A 16,814-nucleotide genomic window follows, 5' to 3' on the forward strand; every position below is an offset into this window, starting at 1 on the left:
GGACGTCAGTCCTCGGCGCCCGCGGGCGGTGCCGCGGTTCCCGCGGCGCCGTCCCCCGCCTCGACGTCGTCCGGCTCGACGTCCGCGTCGCGCGAGAACGACACGCCCTCCAGGAATCCTCGTGCCCGCTCGGTACGCGGGTAGGCCTCGAGGAGCTTCCAGAACCCCGGGCCGTGGCCGGCGTGGAGCAGGTGCGCGAGCTCGTGCAGGAGCACGTAGTCGAGCACCCAGGACGGCATCCCCCGGACGCGCGTCGAGATGCGGATCGTGCCGTCGATGAGCGTGCACGAGCCCCAGCGGCGGTCCTGGTTCCCCGCCCACCGCACGCTCGTGGGGCGGGCACGGCCGTCCAGGTACTTGTCGGACAGCTCGACGGCGCGGCGCGCCAGCTCGGCGTCCGACGGCCGCCGCCGACGCTCGGAGTCGGCGAGGCGGTCGAGCATGCGCTGGACCCACTCGCGCTCCTGCGCGCGCGTGAACCGCGCCGGGATCGCGACGATCGTGCGCTCGCCGTCGCGGTAGGCGCTCACCGTGCTCTTGCGTCGGCGGCTGCGCCGAACCTCCACGATCGTCTCCCGGACCACGCCTCAGACCGTAGTGGTTCTCGCCACGAAATGGCAGGGGCACGCCCGGAGTGGCGCGCTCTCCCGCGACGTTCGGTCGAGCGGACGACGTGGAGACCTGTGGCGACGGCAAAGAAATCCTCCCCGCGGGTCCATCGCGAGGAGCCTGTGGACAACCGTCGGCGCGCCTCGGGGCCGTGCCAGGCTGACGGCGGGCGTCCGGTCGGGCGCCCGGACGACGACGGACGGAGGAGCCGTGCAGCGACGACGCGTGCTGCGACCGGAGGCGCCGCTCCTGCGGCGCGGCCCGGGCGAGGTGCAGGTCGGCTCCGACCCCCGGTGGTCGGTGCGGCTCACCGGGCTCGACGCCGACGAGGAGCGCTGGCTGCGCGCGCTCGCCGGGCCCGCGCGGCGCGGCGACGCACCCGACGTCCCGGGCTCCCCGGCGCAGCGCACGCGCCGCGCCGCGCTCGTCCGCCTGCTCGACGAGGCGCACCTCCTCGTGGCGGCGCGTCGGCGCCGGCCGGCGTCGCCCGCCCCGGGGCACGGCGCGGCGGACCTCGCGGTGCTGTCGGCCCTGCTGCCCGACGGCGCGGGGCACCGCGTCCTCGCGGCGCGCGCCCGGGCGACGGTCGGGGTCGTCGGGCTCGGCCGGGTGGGTGCCGCGCTCGCCGTCCACCTCGCGACCGCGGGGGTGGGCGTGCTCGTGCTCGACGACCCGGGCACGGTGCTCGCGACGGACGTCGGAGGTGGGGCGTATCGGCTGCGGGACGTCGGGTCGCCGCGCGAGGGCGCGGTGCGGCGGATCGTCGAGGAGGTCGCCCCGGGCGTCGTGACGGCCTCGACCCCGGTCACGCCGGAGGAGGCGCGGGCACCCGCGCCCGACGTCGTCGTCGTGGTCGGGCACGGAGCTGCGGACCCGGTCCGGGTCCGGAGGTTGGTGGGTGCAGGGGTCGCGCACCTGTCGGTCGTGGTGCGCGAGGCCGACGTCGTGGTCGGGCCGTTCGTCCGGCCGGGGCTCGACCCGTGCCTGACGTGCGCGGACCTTCACCGCGCGGACGTGGACCCCTGCTGGCCGCAGGTCGCGCGACAGCTGCGCGAGGCGTCGGTGCACCGGGGCGAGGAGACGCTCCTCGCGGCGTCGGCGGCGGCCGTCGCGCTCGGTCAGGTCCTGGCAGCCCTGGACGGGCTGGTGCCCCGCGCAGCCACGGCCGGCATCGAGATTCCTGCTCCCGATGCCGTGCCGCGGCTGCGCGGGTCGAGCCGCCACCCGCGCTGCGGGTGCGGCGAGCTGGCGCGCACGCCCCCGGACGGGGCGCCGCTGCCCATGTCAGGCCGCCGTCGAGGCGCCGACTGACGCCTCGGTCCGGGCGGCCTCGTGGGCCTGGCGCTCGGCCTCGCGGGCGAGCACCTCGGCCTTGCTCGGACGGCCGCGGCCGCGCTTGCGCGCGACCACGACGCCGTCCACGAAGACCTCGCCGCCCCAGACGCCCCAGGGCTCGCGGCGCTCGACCGCACCGGCGAGGCAGCCCTCGACGAGCGGGCAGGTGCGGCACAGGGCCTTGGCCTCCTCGACCTCGGCGGTGCGCTCGGCGAACCAGAGCTCCGGGTCGTTGGTGCGGCAGGGCAGCAGGCCCGCGAGGAGGCGGTCGAACTCCGCGGAGTCGTTCTCGCCGAGCGGCGTGGCCAGCGGTTGGTGGGGGACCCAGGGGCCGGATCCCCCCTGAGCGGTGATGTTGTCGAGCAGCGCGGTGAGCCGCACGATGTCCTCCAGTGATGTCCTGTCGTGGGTGTGAACGTCGTCGTCACAGGACCCTGAGGACAGCGGCCCCGTCTCGTGGAGACGGGTGGTGCCGGTGATCCTCATCGGCAGACGTGCTCGGAGAACACGAAGGCCGCGGGTCCTAGAGGGACTCCGCGGCCTGGAAGGGTCCGGTCGGTCAGACCGGGTTCGTCCTGGGGGCGGAGTCGGGAGCGGGGCGGGCGATGAAGGTGCCGCCGCGGTGCGCGATGGCACGCGGACGGAGCTCTCCTGGCGTGCCCGTGTACACGGACGCGTGATCCAGCAGGTTCGCCATGGCGATCTGGTTGTTCATCAGCTCTCCCACCCCCTCTCTCCATCAGGCGCCCGCCTCTCGGCGCGCCCCTTCCCAACAGGACTCGTCGACCATATGCCGCCCTTCACAGGAGGCACAACTTATTTACGGGAATTTCTTCGACGAGTTCACCCGGCCCTCGTCGACGGCCGCGCAGAGCGCCTCGTCAGCCCTCCGCGCGGCGCACGATCTCGAGGATCGTGGCCCCGTACCGCTCGATCTTCGCGGGCCCCAGACCGTTGATGCGCGCCAGCCCGGCCGGGCTCGTGGGGCGCGTCTCGGCGATGGCGGCGAGCGCCGAGTCCACGAGCACGGTGAACGCCGGCTTGTCCGTCTCCTGCGCGACCTGGCGACGCCACTCGCGCAGCTCCTCGAACAGCGCCTGGTCGTACTCCCCCGTGAGCCGGACCTTCGCCTGCCCGGCGCGAGCACGCCGCGTCCCGCGCGCGCCGGGCTCGTCGGGCCAGAGCCCGTCGAGGAAGCGCGTGCGCCGGCGCGTCGCCCGGCCGCCCGGGTTGCGCGAGCGCGCGAACGAGAGCTCGAGGTGCTCGCGCGCCCTCGTGATGCCGACGTAGAGCAGCCGGCGCTCCTCCGCGACCGCCTCGTCCGTCTCGGCGAGGGAGATCGGCATGAGCCCCTCGCTCATCCCCGCGAGGAAGACGGCGTCCCACTCGAGCCCCTTGGCCGCGTGCAGCGACGCCAGGGTGACGCCCTCGACCGTCGGGGCGTGCTGCGCGGCGGCGCGCTCGTCGAGCTCGGCGACGAAGGCCGCGACGGTCGGGGCCGGGGCGTCGGACGCGGCGGCGAGCCCCGCGACGTCGTCGGCGAGCGCGACGAGCGCCTGCGTGGACTCCCAGCGCTCGCGCGCCGCGCCGCGAGCCGCCGGCGGCGCCGGGGCCCAGCCAGCGGCGGCCAGGACGTCGCGCACCGTCTCGGGCATGGGGACGTCCGGGTCGGCGGACCGCGCCGCGCCGCGCAGGAGGACGATCGCGTCGCGCACCTCCTTGCGCTGGAAGAAGCGCTCCCCGCCCCGCACGAGGTAGCCGATGCCCGCGTCGGCGAGCGCCGACTCGAAGGCCTCGGACTGCGCGTTGGTCCGGTAGAGCACCGCGATCTCGCTCGCGCGCGTGCCCGCGGCGAGGAGCCGCCCGATCCGCTGCGCGATCCCGCTCGCCTCGGCCTCGTCGTCGTCGTACGCGGTGAAGGCGACGGGCGGCCCGGCCGGCCGCTGGGCGACGAGCTCGAGCGCCTGGTGGGCGCCGCCCGCGCGGCCCGCGCGCGCGAGGAGCTGGTTCGCGAGGTTCACCACCTGCGGCGTCGAGCGGTAGTCGCGCACCAGGCGGATCACCTGGGCCTTGGGGTGCGTGCGCGAGAACGTGAGGAGGTGGTGCGGGGTCGCGCCGGTGAACGAGTAGATCGTCTGCGACGGGTCGCCGACGACGCACAGCTCGTCGCGCCCCCCGAGCCACTGGTCGAGCACGAACTGCTGCAGGGGCGAGACGTCCTGGTACTCGTCGACGACGAAGTGGCGGTACTGGCGCCGCACCTCGTCGGCCACCGTGCCCTGCGTCGCGAGCATGTCGCCGAGCATGAGGAGCACGTCCTCGAAGTCGATGACCGACCGCTCGGTCTTCACGTCCTCGTAGGCCGTGAGGAGGCGCGCGACGGTCTGGTGGTCGTAGCCGGCCGGGGGCTCGCGGTCGATCGCCTCGCACGCCCGCACGTAGTCGTCGGCGGTGACGAGCGAGACCTTGGCCCACTCGATCTCGGACGACAGGTCCCGCACCGCGACGCGGTCCACCCCGACGCCGAGCCGCCGCGCCGCCTCCGCGACGACGGGCGCCTTGTGCTCGAGGATGCGCGGCGGCGCCCCGCCGACGACCTTGGGCCAGAAGTAGCCGAGCTGGCGCAGCGCGGCCGCGTGGAACGTGCGCGCCTGGACGCCCGTCGCGCCGAGCTCGCGCAGCCGCGTGCGCATCTCGCCCGCCGCGCGCGCCGTGAACGTCACGGCGAGCACGCTCGTCGGCACGTACACGCCCGTGCGGACCCCGTACGCGATGCGGTGCGTGATCGCGCGCGTCTTGCCCGTCCCCGCGCCGGCGAGCACGCACACGGGCCCGCGCAGCGCGACCGCGACGTCGCGCTGGTCGGGGTCGAGCGCGTCGAGGATCTCGTCGGCGGAGCGGTGGGCGAGCGGGCGTGAGACCGGTGGCGTGGACATCACCCGCGATTCTCGCAGCCCCCGGTGACACGCGGGCGGGGAACAGCCCGCGCTCCCCCGGTGTTACCGTCACGACCCGACCGCCCGCGGCACGCGCCGCCCGGAACCGCAGCAGGAGAGCCCTCGATGAGCACCGCCCCGACCCTTCCCGACGCCGGCTCGATCGTCATGTACTCGACGACCTGGTGCGGGTACTGCCGCCGCCTCAAGACGCAGCTCGACTCCGAGGGCATCGGCTACACCGAGGTCAACATCGAGGAGACGCCCGGCACCGCCGAGTTCGTGGAGTCCGTCAACGGCGGCAACCGCACCGTGCCGACCGTCGTCTTCCCGGACGGCTCCGCCGCGACGAACCCGTCCCTCGCGGAGGTCAAGAAGCGCCTCGCCGCCTGACGCGGTCGCGGGAGGGCCCGGTCCGGACGTCCGGACCGGGCCCTCCCGCGTCCCCGAGCACGGCGGCCCGACGGCGGTGCGCCGCGCCGCCCCTCGCCGCCCGCCGCTCTGGGCCGCCCTGGGCCGCCCTGGGCCGCCCTGGGCCACCCTCAGTCGTCGGCGAGGCGCGCGCCGAACCAGTCCTCGACGAGCGCCCGCGCGATCGACGACCGGCCCGGCAGCAGCACCTCGCCCGACCGGACGGCGTCGGCGAGCTCGGCCCGCGTGAACCAGCGCGCGTCGGTGAGCTCGACGCCGTCCACGTGCAGCTCGGTCGTCAGCGCGCGCGCCGAGAACCCGAGCATGAGCGAGGCGGGGAACGGCCACGGCTGGCTCCCTCGGTAGGCCACGTCGCCGACGACGACGCCCGCCTCCTCCGCGACCTCCCGCCGCACCGCGTTCTCGAGCGACTCCCCGGGCTCGACGTAGCCCGCGAGGGTCGAGAACCGCCGCTCCGGCCAGTGCGCCGCGTGCCCCAGCAGCAGGCGCTCGTCGGCCCCCTCGCCGTGCACGACCGTCATGATGACCGCCGGGTCCGTGCGCGGGTACAGCTCGAGGCCCTGGGCCACGCAGCGGCGCGTCCAGCCGCCCTTCTCGACGGTCGTCCGACCGCCGCAGCGCGGGCACCGCGGGTGGTTCGCGTGCCACGCCGCGAGCGCGACGGCCTCCGTCGCGAGCCCCGCGACGGGCGCCCCGACCTCGCCGACGAGGTCCCGCAGCCCCGACCACGTCCGCTCGCGCGCGAGCACGGCGAACGGTTCGGAGGCGTCCACGCCCTCGATGTCGACCTCCTCGGCGTCGGCGTCGTCGGGCAGGACGAGCGCGAGGTACGCCGTGCCGTCGCCCTCGCCGAGGAAGAGCCAGCGGCCCTGGTCGTCGTCGGTCGCCGGGTCGACGTCGCGCAGCTCGGCCGGGTCCAGGAGGGCGACGCCGTCCGCCGCGCCCGGGCCCCCCAGCGCGAGCCGGCCGCGGTGGACCAGCAGGACGCGCGTCGTCGGCTGCGACCGCAGCGTGCGCACGAGGTCCGGCTCCGCGCGGCGGTGCTCCGCGCGGTCGACGAACGCGCCGTCGAGCGGCAGCGGGAGGTGGTCCAGCGGGGTGCGCGGCAGGGCGCCCGGCCCGGGGGTCGTGCCGGTCCGGGTGCCGGGCGGCGCGGTCGTGGGTCGGTCCGGGGCCGCGGCGGGGTCGCTCGTGCCCGACGACGGCCGGGCGGCAGGGGTGCTCACCCCCCGACCGTAGGCCACGCCCGAGCGTGCCACCCGCCTGCGCATGGCGCCGTCGCGCGGGGTGCGGCGTCGGACGGCGTGGGTCGACCGGGCGCGTGCGGGGACCGACTACCGTGGTCGCGTGCCTCGCTCTCCGTTGACCCTCGCCGCGCTCGCGACCGCCGCGGTGCCCGGCCTGGACGCCCGCAGCGCGCGGCCCGTCGAGGACCCGGGCGACTACGACACCGCCGTCGTCACCGACGCCGACGGCGCCCGCTGGACCGTGCGCGCACCCCGCAGCCTCCAGGCCGGCGCCGCGCTCGAGGCCGAGGCGGAGCTGCTGGGCTCGTTGCAGCACTACGCCGAGTCGGGGGTGCTGTCGTTCGCCGTGCCGCGCGTCAGCGGCACCGCGCTCCTGCCCGAGGGCGGGCGGGCCGTCGTGCACCCGGCGCTCGAGGGCGAGCCGCTCGACGTCGACAGCCTGCGGCCCGGACCGGGCCTCGCGGCCGACCTGGGCCGCGTGCTCGCGTCCGTCCACGAGCTGCCGCGCACGATCGTCGACGACGCCGGCCTGCCGGGCTACGAGGTCGAGGAGTACCGCGCGCGCCGCATGGCGGAGCTCGACGAGGCCGCGGCCACGGGCAAGGTGCCGCCGACGCTCCTGCGCCGCTGGGAGACCGCGCTCGAGGACGTCTCGCTGTGGCGGTTCCAGCCGGTCGTCGTGCACGGCGACCTGGGACCGGAGCAGGTGCTCGTCGCCCGCGGACGCGTCGTCGCCGTGACGGACTGGGCGAGCGCGCGCGTCGCGGACCCAGCGGACGACCTCGCGTGGCTGCTCGTCTCGGCACCGCCCGAGGCGGTCGACTCGATCATGGAGGCGTACCAGCTGCGCCGCACCGAGCTCACCGACAAGCACCTGCTGGACCGCGCGCTCCTCGTCGGCGAGCTCGCGCTCGCGCGCTGGCTCCTGCACGGCGTGCGCAACGGGCTCGACGACGTGGTCGCCGACGCCCTCGACATGCTGGCCGACCTCGACGAGGCGACGCAGGACGCCGACGACTGAGGCGTCGCCGGCTCAGTCGGCGACCAGCAGCGCCTCGATCTCGGCCTCGCCGAGCAGGCGGCGCGGACGCACGGTCTCGTCGGACGCGACGTAGTAGAACGCGGCGTTCACCTTCTCCAGCGGCACCCCCGTCCAGCGCGACCACGCGAGCCGGTAGACCGCGAGCTGCACCTCGCGCACGCTGCGCGCCTCCGGGTCGGACGGCGCACGCCCCGTCTTCCAGTCGACGACCACGACGGCGTCGCGCGCCCCGCCCGCGTGCTCGGGGAGCTCGGGGAACACCGCGTCGATGCGCGACCGCAGGACCGTCGCCCCGACGGGCGTCTCGACGTCGACCTCGACCGCGACCGGTGTGCGCGTGGCCCACTCCGAGGACAGGAACGTCCGCTGGAGCGTCTCGAGGTCGGCGTCGGGGTCGAGGTCGTCGTCGTCCGCCCCGGGGAGGTCCTCGACGTCGAGCAGGGACGACGTCGTGAAGTAGCGCTCGGCCCACAGGTGGAACCGGGTGCCCCGGCGCGCGTGGACAGTGGGCTCGACCGGGACCGGGCGGCGCAGGTGGAGCGCGTACTCGTCGCGGTCCGCCGCGAGCCGCACGAGGCTCGACGCCGAGACGTGCGCCGGCAGCTCGACCTCCCGGCCCGAGCGCTCGGCGCGCTCCGCGAGCAGGACGCGCGCGAGCGCGACGAGGTCGCGGCCCTCGGCGTCGACGAGGACTCCCGAGGGCGCCGTGAGCCCGGCGGGGCCGCCCGTGTCGTCCGAGCTCCCCCGCCCGGGCACGGCGTCGACCGCCCCGGCGGGCGCGGCACGGTCCGCCGCGCCACGTCTTGCCGCACGCTCGGCTGCCGCACGCTCGGCCGCCGCACGCTCGGCCGCCGCGCGCTCGACGGCCGCCGCGGTGTCCCGCAGGACGGACCGCGCCGACCCGCCGGGAGCGTCGTCGGGCACGGGCCACGTCCCGGTCACCTCGACGTCCTCGAGCGGGTTGGAGTCGTCGGGGCCGGGAGGTGCCGACCACCCGTCGGCCGTCACGACCCCCGCCTCGACGAGCTCGACGAGGAACGGCGACAGCGCGCGCGGCCGAGAGCCCGACTGCCACCAGGACGCCGTGAGGTACAGCTCGCGCCGCGCCCGCGTGAAGGCCACGTAGGCGAGCCGCCGCTCCTCGGCGAGCTGGTGCTCCCCGCTCGCCGCGCGGAACTCGTCGCGCCGCGCCACGAGCTCCTTCGTGTCGGCCGCGAGGTCGAAGCGGAACTCCGGCAGGTCAGCGGCGTCGCCGCGCAACGGGTACGGGAGCTGGCTCACGTCGGTGAGCCAGCCGCTGTCGGCCCGCACCCCCGACGACGACTGCGCAGTGGTCGGGAACACGCCGTCCACGAGCCCGGGCACGACGACGACGTCCCACTCGAGACCCTTCGCGGCGTGCGCGGTGATGACCTGCACGGCGTCCGGGTCGGGCTCGCGCACGGGCAGGTCGAGCCCGTTCTCCCGGGTCGAGGCGACCCCGAGCCAGGCGAGGAACGCCCCGAGCGTCACGACGTCCGCCGTCTGCGTGAACGTCGCGGCGACGTCGCGGAACGCGTCGAGGTGCTCGCGGGCCCGGTCGCTCACCGCCTCCGGGTCGACGAGCCGCCGCGACGCCAGCAGCGCCTCGTTCGTCACGGCCTCGACGTCGAGGCCCAGGGCGCGCTCCGCCTCGACGACGAGCTCCGGGAGCGACAGGTAGGTCAGACCGCGCAGCGCGCGCAGGGTCCGCGAGAGCGCGGAGAGCCGCGCGTGGCCCTCCGCGGAGAGCGTGCGGCCGTCCGCCGCGGGCTCGCCCGGCTCCGGGAGGTCGTCGAGCGCGTCGACGATCGAGCGGTGGTCGGCCACGTCGCCCTCGACGACCACGAGCCCCGACTCGGCGTCCTCCGCGGCGGGCGCACGACGGCGCGAGCCGAGCGCGCCCTCGAGCCGCGCGAGGTCCGCCGCGCGGCTCCCGAGCGCGTGCAGGTCGGCGGCGCCGAGGTTGAGCCGGGGCCCGGTGAGGAGACGCACGAGCGCGTCCCCGCGCGAGGGGTCGTGCACGGCTTCGAGCAGCGCGACGACGTCGACGACCTCGGGCGTCGTGAGCAGCCCGCCGAGGCCCACGACCTCCACGGGCAGCCCGCGCCGTCGCAGCGCGACCTCGACCGCCGCGAACTGGCTGCGCTTGCGGCACAGCACGGCCGCGGTGACGCGCCCCCCGGGCGCGCTCGCCGGGCGCCAGCGCGCGGCGACGCGCTCGGCCACGGCCGCGGCCTCCTCCTCGGCGGTCGCCGCCACGTGCGCGGCCACCGCGCCCGGACCCGCGCCGGGGCGCAGCGCGAGCGGCGGCACCTCGACCCGGTCGCCCCGGCCGCCGGCGACGGCACCGCGCAGCGGACCGGCCGTGACGTTCGCCGCCGCGAGGACGGCGGCGTCGTTGCGCCACGACGTCGAGAGGAAGCGCACGGCCGAGCGGTCGCCGCCCGCGCGCGGGAAGCGGTCGGGGAACCGCGCGAGGCCGCCCGCGCTCGCACCGCGCCACCCGTAGATCGACTGGTGCGGGTCGCCCACGGCCGTCACGGGGTGCCCGCCGCCGAACAGCCCCGCCAGGAGCTCGACCTGCGCGTGCGACGTGTCCTGGTACTCGTCCAGGAGGACGACGCGGAAGCGGGCGCGCTCGGTCTCCCCTACCACGGGCACCTCGCGCGCGAGCCGCGCCGCGAGCGCGACCTGGTCGCCGAAGTCGAGGGAGTCGGTCGCGCGCTTGCGGCGGCGGTACTCCGCGACGACGTCGAGCAGCCGGACCCGTTCCGCGACGTCGCCGACGAGCTTCTCGACCTCCTTGGTCCGGGCCTTCTGCCGCGGCCCGAGCGGGAGCGCGTCGAGCTGCTCGACGATCTCGGCCAGGCGGTCCCGCGCCTCGGCGGGGTCGAGGAGGTGCTCGCCGAGCGCGCCGGAGAGGCCGAGCACCGCCGCGACGACCGTGCTCAGCGCGCGGTCGGTGCCCAGGTCGTCGTCCCAGGACTCCACGACCTCGGACGCGAGCTGCCACTGCTGCGCCTCGCCGAGCAGGCGGGCCCCCGGCTCGACGCCGACGCGCAGCCCGTGGTCGCCGACGAGCGACGCGGCGTACGCGTTGTACGTCGCGACGGTCGGCCGGTCGAGCAGCGAGAGCGCCGACGCCGCCCCGCCCCGGGCGCGCGCGAGCTGGGCGAGCCGCACCTGGACGCGCTCCGCGAGCTCGCCCGCCGCCTTGCGCGTGAACGTGAGGCCCAGCACCGCGTCCGGCGGGACGAGCTCGTTCGCGATGAGCCAGACGACGCGGGCCGCCATCGTCTCCGTCTTGCCCGAGCCGGCCCCGGCGACGACGAGCGTCGGCTCGAGCGGCGCCTCGATCACCTCGACCTGCTCCGGGGTCGGGCGAGGACGTCCGAGGAGGTCGGCGATCCGCGTCGCGGAGAGCGTCGGCTTCGGCGGCTCCGCCGCCCGGTGCCCGTCGCCCGGGGCGTCGGCGCTCTCGACCGGGAGGCCGTCGGCCGCGACCAGGCGCACCGTCGGCCCGCTCGCGCCCGCCTCCGGGAGCTCGAACAGCTCGCTGCTCACGCCACGACTCTCCTGCCCTCGGGCTGCACCGGGCACGCCCGGCGCACGGGGCACATCTCGCACAGCCCGTTCTGGCGTGCGGTGAACGTCGCCGCCGACATGGTGCCGGCGGCCTCCTCCACGAGGTCGCGCGCCCAGCTCGACCCGTCGGGCTCCGGCTCCAGCGCGGGCTGGGCCACGACGGCCGGGCCCACGTGGGTGCTCCCGACGTAGACGAGCTGCGCGCCCGCGCTGCGCGTGCCCTCCGGCACGTCCAGCGCGCCCGCCTCGACCGCGAGCTGGTAGGCACCGAGCTGGGGGTGCTCCGCGCCCTCCGCCTTCGTGGCGGTGCGCCGACCGGTCTTGAGGTCGACGACGCGGACCTTGCCCTCCCCCGCCGCCTCGACCCGGTCGATCGTGCCGCGCAACCGGGCGCGGCCGACGGTGACGTCGAACGACGGCTCGACGAGGAGCGGCTCGCCCGCCTGCGCGACGTAGGCCGCGAGCTTCTCGACCATGCGCTCGGCCCGGCGCCGGAGCTGGCGCGCGGGCCAGCCGTCGGGCAGCGCGAGCTCCGCCCACCGGCGGTCGAGCTCCGCGCGCAGCTCGGCGAGCGACCCGGAGGGGTGGGTCTCGGCGATCGAGTGGACGAGCGTGCCGAGGCTCTGGTGCGTCGCGTCGGGCGCCGTCCCGCCGGCCGCCTCGAGCGACCACCGCAGCGGGCACGTCGAGACCGTCTCGACCTTCGAGGGCGACACCGTGACGGTCTCCTCCGCACCGCGCAGCGGCGCCGTGCTCGACACGCCCGCCACGCCGTACCACGTCTCCGGGCGGGCCTCCGCGACGCCGAGCGCACCGAGGTCCGCCAGGAGGGTCGCCGCCGCGACGGCGCGTTCGTCCGGCCCGGACGCTCCGGCTCCGTCGGCCTCGCGCGCCGCGGCCTCGACGAGGACGCCGCGGGCCGCGGCGACCAGCCCGCGCAGGTCGAGAGGCGCCCCGACGCGCACGTGCCGCCGCTCAGCGGGCTCGGCCGGCTCGACCTGCCCGCCCCCGACGTCCGCGGACCCCGGGCCGACGGGTGCGCGTCCGACCGGTGCGGGACCGGAACTCGCCTCGGGACCGGCGGGTACCGGGCCGGCACCCGCCGCGGGTGCGCCCGGGCCGTCGTGGGGACCACCCCGCCCGTCGGGACCGTCCGTACCGTCAGGGCCCTCGGGCGCCGACGGCGGCACGACGAGGTCGCAGAACACCGACGGCGCCTCCTCGGCGTCCTGCACGGCCGTCACGACGAGGCGACGGGTCGCACGCGACGTCGCGACCACGAAGGCCCGCAGCTCATCGGCGAGCACCTGGGCGCGCGCCTGCGAGCCGACCCCGTGCGCGTCCTGCGCCCGGCCGGCGAGGAGCTCGACGAGCGCCTGCGAGCCGAGCAGCGAGTCGCGCAGCCGGAGGTCGGGCCACACGCCGTCCTGGACGCCCGCCACCACGACGACGTCCCACTCGCGCCCGGCCGCACCGGCCGGGGTGAGCGCCGCGACGGCGTCGGCCCCGCTCGCGCTCGCCGCGAGCGAGTCGGCGGGCAGGTCCTGGGAGGCGAGGTACTCGACGAACGCCCCGGCGGGCGCGCCCGGCATGCGGTCGACGAACGTCTCCGCGGCGCGGAACAGCGCGAGCACCGCGTCGAGGTCACGGTCCGCGCGCGCCCCGGCGGGGCCGCCGTCGAGCGCCGCCGAGCGCCAGCGCTCCGCGAGACCGGTCGCGGCCCACACCGCCCACAGGACCGTCTGCGCCGTCGCGCCGGGCTCGGCCGCCGCAGCCCGCCCCGCCGCGAGCGCCCGGGCGACCGCGACCGGTCCGCGGCGCACCGTGGGCGGGAGCGTCGCGGCGCGCGCCGGGTCGAGGAGCAGCTCGACGAGCAGCGCGTCGGACGAGCGCCCACCCCCGCCCTCGAGCTCCTCGGCCCGCAGCGCGCGGCGCAGACGGCGCAGCGCGACGACGTCGAGCGCGCCCACGGGCGACGTGAGCAGCGCCGCCGCGGTGAACGGGTCGAGTGCCTCGGGGTCTTCCGCGTCGGCGACGCACACGCGCACGGCCGCGAGGAGCGGCGCGACCGCCGGCTCGTCGCGCAGCGGGACGTCGGAGCCGAGCAGCGTCACGGGGACGGAGGCGGCGACGAGCTCGCGGCGCAGCGCCGCGAGCCGCGTCCCTGTGCGCGCGACGACGGCCATCCGGTGCCAGGGGGTGCCGTGCAGCAGGTGCTCCGCGCGCAGCTCCCGGGCGACGAACGCGGCCTCCTGCGCGACGGCCGAGAGCACCGCGACCTGCACGGGCGGGACGCCGGGGCCGAGGTCAGCCGCCTCGCCCGGACGCCCGTCGGCGTCCCGCGGCGCGGCGCCACGGTGCACCGCCCCGGCGACGGTGCCGACCTGCGCGGTCACGCGGCGGGTCACCTCGCGCAGCGGCGCGCTCTGGCGCCAGGCGGTGCCCAGCACGGCGACGCGCGCGCCCAGCTCGCCCCGGCGCGCGCCGTCCCGCCGGGCCGGGGCGGACGCCCGGCCCACGAGCCCCGGACTCGCGCCGCGGAACGTCTGCACCGCCGCGTCGGGGTCGCCGAGCAGCACGAGGCGCGCGCCGTCGTCGTGCAGCACGTGCAGGAGGCGCGCGGTCGCGACCGTCGCCTCCTGGTAGTCGTCGACGACGACGAGGTCCCAGCGCGGCCGGGCGGCGTCGGGCACCTCGTCGTCCCAGGCGAGCAAGGCCTCCGCGGCCTCGTCGACGACGATCGCCGGGTCGAACCGCGACCCGGCGTCGGGCGTGCCCGTGCGCAGGGCGGTGACGTCGAGGTACTCCGCGAAGAGCTGCGCGCCGAGCGACCACTCCGGGCGGTCGTAGCGCTCGCCGAGGGCGGCGAGGTCGGCCGGGGTCAGGCCGCGCTCCGCCGCGCGCATGAGGAGGTCGCGGAGCTCCTGGCGCAGCCCCCGGAGGCCGAGCGCCTCCTCGGGCAGGCCCGCGGGCAGCGCGAGCGGGGTGCCGAGGTGCGCGAGGCCGCCGTCGAGATGGCCCTCCAGGAGCTCGGCGAGCACGAGGTCCTGCTCCGGGCCGGAGATCAGCGTGGGGACGGGCTCGCCCAGCGCGGCCGCGCGCTCGCGCAGGACGGCGAAGGCCGCGGACGCGGCGGTGCGCACGAGGGGCGCGCCGACCGTGCGGCGCGCGCGGGCCGACAGGCGGTCACGGAGCGCGGCGGCGGCGCGGCGCGACGCGGCGAGGAGGAGCACGCGCTCGGGCGCGGCGCCGTCGCGCAGGGCCGCGAGCACGACCTCCTGCGCGACGAGGGTCTTGCCCGTGCCCGGCGCGCCCACGACGAGGGTGGCCCCGGGACCGGCCGCGGCGGCGAGCGCCGCGCGCTGGGAGTCGTCGAGCACCGCGTCGGCCTCGAGCTCGCGAGGCCGCGCGACGAGGCGGGGGGCGGTCGTCGTCCGGGGCACGGACCCGATCCCATCACGCGCCACCCACACCGCCGCGCGGGCGCGCGCCGTGGGGCCGGGGGTTACGGGACGGGCCAGCCGTTGGTCAGGCAGCCCTGGGCCGAGATGGACTGCTGGACCATCACCGGGGCGACGGCGCCCGGCGCGGGGCAGTCCTCGTGGCCGTGCCCGAGCACGTGCCCGACCTCGTGGTTGACGAGGTACTGCCGGTACGTGGCGAGGTCGTCGCCGAAGTCGGGCGCCCCGAGCACCCACCGCTCGAAGTTCAGCACGGCGGCGCCCGTCACCGAGTTGCCGCACGAGTAGCGGCTCTCGGTCGCCAGCGGGGCGCACAGGCGGTCGGTCGTGGCGGGGCTCGCGAGCACGACCCGGATCGACGCGTCGTCGGCCGCCGTCCGCGAGAACGTCACGCCGTCGGGGACCGACCAGCCGCGCGGGTCGTTGAGCGTCGCGAGCACCGCGGCGGCGAACACCTCGCCGTCGACGGGGAGCCCGGCCTCGACCTCGACCCGGACGGAGCGGACGGTGCCCGTCCCGGGCGCGGGGCTCTCCCCCGGCACGACGACGAGCTTGCCGCCGAGGTCCGGCGCGACGACGACCGTCCCGACCAGACCGGAGCCGGGCTCCGCGACCGGGGCCTCGGGCGTCTCGACGGGTGCCGGCTCCGCGAGGGGCTCGGGCGTCGTCGTGGGGGCGGGGGCGGGCTCGGGCGCGGTGATCGCGTCCGGGCGCGGCGCGATCGGGCCGAGGACGCCCGGGCCCTGCTCGACGGCGCCCGCGCGCTCGACGGACGACCGGCTCACGGCCGCCGACTCGTCGCGCTCCGGGGCCGGCGGCTCCGCGCGGACGTCCGCGGCGGGAACGGCCGCGGTGCCCGCCGCCCGGCCCAGGTCCCAGACCTCCGCCGTCGCCGCACCGCCGCCGAGTCCGACGACGAGGCACGCGGCGACCGCGGCCCCGTGCCGCAGACCCGTCGTGCGACCCCCGGCACGGGCGGTCGAGAGGCGGTTCGGGGGGGTATGTCTGTCGGGCACCCGCCCATCGTCCCACTCCTCGCGACGGGAGGTCGACACGAACCGCGGTTTCCGTATCCTCCCCCCATGGGAGCCACCGAGGGACGCACGCGCGGCGCGGCCGCCGCTCCCCCGGGCCTGCGCACCCGGATGCCGCGCGACGAGCGCCGCGCGCAGCTCCTCACGATCGCCGAGGAGCTCTTCGCCTCCCACGGCTACCACCACATCTCGATGGACGACATCGCCGACCGTGCCGGGGTCGGCAAGCCCGTGCTGTACCGGCACTTCCCGTCGAAGCTCGACCTCTACCTCGCGATCGTCGACGACCAGGGCGAACGCCTCGTGGGAGCCGTGCACGCGACGCTGGACCCGTTCCGCGAGCCCGCGCCGGGGAACCGCGCGGGCGACCTCGACGCCCTCGCCGTCGACGGCCTCGCCGTGATCGAGGGCATCGTGCGGGCCTACGTCGCGTACGCGCGCGCGGCCGGCCGCTCGGCCGCGCTGCTCTTCGAGTCCGACGTCATGCGGGACCCGGTCGTGCGGGCGCGCGTGCTCGCGCCGGACACGACGATCGCCGGCGCGTTCGCCGACGTGCTCGTGCGCATCACGGACCTCGACGCCGACGAGGCGCTCGTCGTCGCTCGGACGTGCACCGCCGTCGGGCGGGCCGCCGCGACGGAGGTCGTGCGCCCGGACGGCGGCGCGACGGCGGACGACGTCACCCGGCTCGTGCCGCGCCTCGTGTGGCGCGGGGTGCGCGGCATGCTGCGGCGGCCGCTGTCGGGCGCCCCCAGCGCGCCCGGCGGGTCGGCGACGGGAATCTGACTACTATCGATCGCGTTGTCGCCGGTGGGACGCCCGCCGGCGGCCCGAGGCCCGTCGTCGCTGCGCCTGGCGCAGCCGCTGTGAGGAGAGCTGAGTGGAAGTCACGATCGGTGTGCAGAACCTGGCCCGTGAGATCGTCGTCGACACGGACCTGACCGCCGAGGCCGTGGCCACGGCGGTCGCCGACGCGCTCGGCGGCGCCCCCGCCCTCGAGCTCACCGACTCGCGCGGTCGCCGCGTGATCGTCCCGACGGCGTCGCTCGGCTACGTCGAGATCGGCACCGAGGAGCAGCGCCGGGTCGGTTTCGGCTCCCTCTGAGCCTGCA

General features: G+C 77.3%; 12 protein-coding genes and 1 pseudogene. 5 read left to right on the forward strand and 8 right to left on the reverse strand.

Annotation, left to right across the window (positions count from 1 at the left end):
- Positions 1-5: 5 nt before the first annotated feature.
- On the reverse strand, positions 6-584 hold the full coding sequence (locus tag B9L22_RS00435; RefSeq protein ID WP_233139538.1) for a YgjP-like metallopeptidase domain-containing protein: 579 nt from the start codon (positions 582-584) through the stop codon (positions 6-8).
- Between the two features lie 235 nt (positions 585-819).
- Between B9L22_RS00435 and B9L22_RS00440 the strand changes: the two genes are divergently transcribed.
- Complete coding sequence (locus B9L22_RS00440) at positions 820-1,920, forward strand: ThiF family adenylyltransferase (protein WP_086148865.1); 1,101 nt, start codon at positions 820-822, stop codon at positions 1,918-1,920.
- A 45-nt stretch (positions 1,921-1,965) separates the two neighbouring features.
- On the opposite strand, the pseudogene B9L22_RS00445 reads toward B9L22_RS00440, so the two are convergent.
- From B9L22_RS00445 to B9L22_RS00450, 3 genes and pseudogenes are all read right to left on the reverse strand, one after another.
- Positions 1,966-2,253 (reverse strand): annotated as a pseudogene (locus tag B9L22_RS00445) (WhiB family transcriptional regulator); the annotation flags it as partial.
- Between the two features lie 250 nt (positions 2,254-2,503).
- Positions 2,504-2,659, reverse strand: coding sequence for a hypothetical protein (locus tag B9L22_RS19875; protein ID WP_157464294.1), 156 nt, complete (start codon positions 2,657-2,659; stop codon positions 2,504-2,506).
- Positions 2,660-2,825: 166 nt separating this feature from the next.
- On the reverse strand, positions 2,826-4,880 hold the full coding sequence (locus tag B9L22_RS00450) for an ATP-dependent helicase (protein WP_086148866.1): 2,055 nt from the start codon (positions 4,878-4,880) through the stop codon (positions 2,826-2,828).
- Between the two features lie 126 nt (positions 4,881-5,006).
- Here B9L22_RS00450 and B9L22_RS00455 point away from each other — a divergent pair, with 126 nt between their 5' ends.
- A complete protein-coding gene (locus tag B9L22_RS00455) occupies positions 5,007-5,273 on the forward strand; it encodes a mycoredoxin (protein ID WP_086148867.1) in 267 nt (88 codons plus the stop codon).
- Between the two features lie 149 nt (positions 5,274-5,422).
- Here the strand turns inward: B9L22_RS00455 and nudC are convergent, their stop codons facing one another.
- Positions 5,423-6,538, reverse strand: a complete 1,116-nt coding sequence (gene nudC / locus B9L22_RS00460) for an NAD(+) diphosphatase (RefSeq protein ID WP_233139540.1) — start codon at positions 6,536-6,538, stop codon at positions 5,423-5,425.
- A gap of 121 nt (positions 6,539-6,659) precedes the next feature.
- Here nudC and B9L22_RS00465 point away from each other — a divergent pair, with 121 nt between their 5' ends.
- Positions 6,660-7,580: a phosphotransferase gene (locus B9L22_RS00465; protein WP_085388334.1), complete on the forward strand. Its 921-nt coding sequence runs from the start codon at positions 6,660-6,662 to the stop codon at positions 7,578-7,580.
- Between the two features lie 12 nt (positions 7,581-7,592).
- On the opposite strand, the gene B9L22_RS00470 is transcribed toward B9L22_RS00465, so the two are convergent.
- From B9L22_RS00470 to B9L22_RS00480, 3 genes are all read right to left on the reverse strand, one after another.
- Positions 7,593-11,186 carry an ATP-dependent DNA helicase gene (locus B9L22_RS00470; RefSeq protein ID WP_086148869.1) on the reverse strand — a complete coding sequence of 1,198 codons (3,594 nt, stop codon included), beginning with the start codon at positions 11,184-11,186 and terminating at the stop codon, positions 7,593-7,595.
- A complete protein-coding gene (locus tag B9L22_RS00475) occupies positions 11,183-14,650 on the reverse strand; it encodes a PD-(D/E)XK nuclease family protein (RefSeq protein ID WP_369824776.1) in 3,468 nt (1,155 codons plus the stop codon). Before B9L22_RS00475 ends, B9L22_RS00470 begins: the two co-directional genes overlap by 4 nt.
- Positions 14,651-14,712: 62 nt before the next feature.
- Positions 14,713-15,684 carry a DUF3152 domain-containing protein gene (locus tag B9L22_RS00480; RefSeq protein WP_233139541.1) on the reverse strand — a complete coding sequence of 324 codons (972 nt, stop codon included), beginning with the start codon at positions 15,682-15,684 and terminating at the stop codon, positions 14,713-14,715.
- Between the two features lie 66 nt (positions 15,685-15,750).
- Here B9L22_RS00480 and B9L22_RS00485 point away from each other — a divergent pair, with 66 nt between their 5' ends.
- Both B9L22_RS00485 and B9L22_RS00490 read left to right on the forward strand, forming a co-directional pair.
- Positions 15,751-16,488 (forward strand): TetR/AcrR family transcriptional regulator, encoded by a 738-nt coding sequence (locus B9L22_RS00485; RefSeq protein WP_086148870.1) that lies wholly within the window; start codon positions 15,751-15,753, stop codon positions 16,486-16,488.
- Positions 16,489-16,582: 94 nt separating this feature from the next.
- Positions 16,583-16,807 carry a DUF3107 domain-containing protein gene (locus B9L22_RS00490; protein ID WP_034654117.1) on the forward strand — a complete coding sequence of 75 codons (225 nt, stop codon included), beginning with the start codon at positions 16,583-16,585 and terminating at the stop codon, positions 16,805-16,807.
- Positions 16,808-16,814: the final 7 nt, after the last annotated feature.

The organism is Cellulosimicrobium sp. KWT-B (assembly GCF_002127155.1).
Classification (GTDB): Bacteria; Actinomycetota; Actinomycetes; order Actinomycetales; family Cellulomonadaceae; genus Cellulosimicrobium; species Cellulosimicrobium funkei.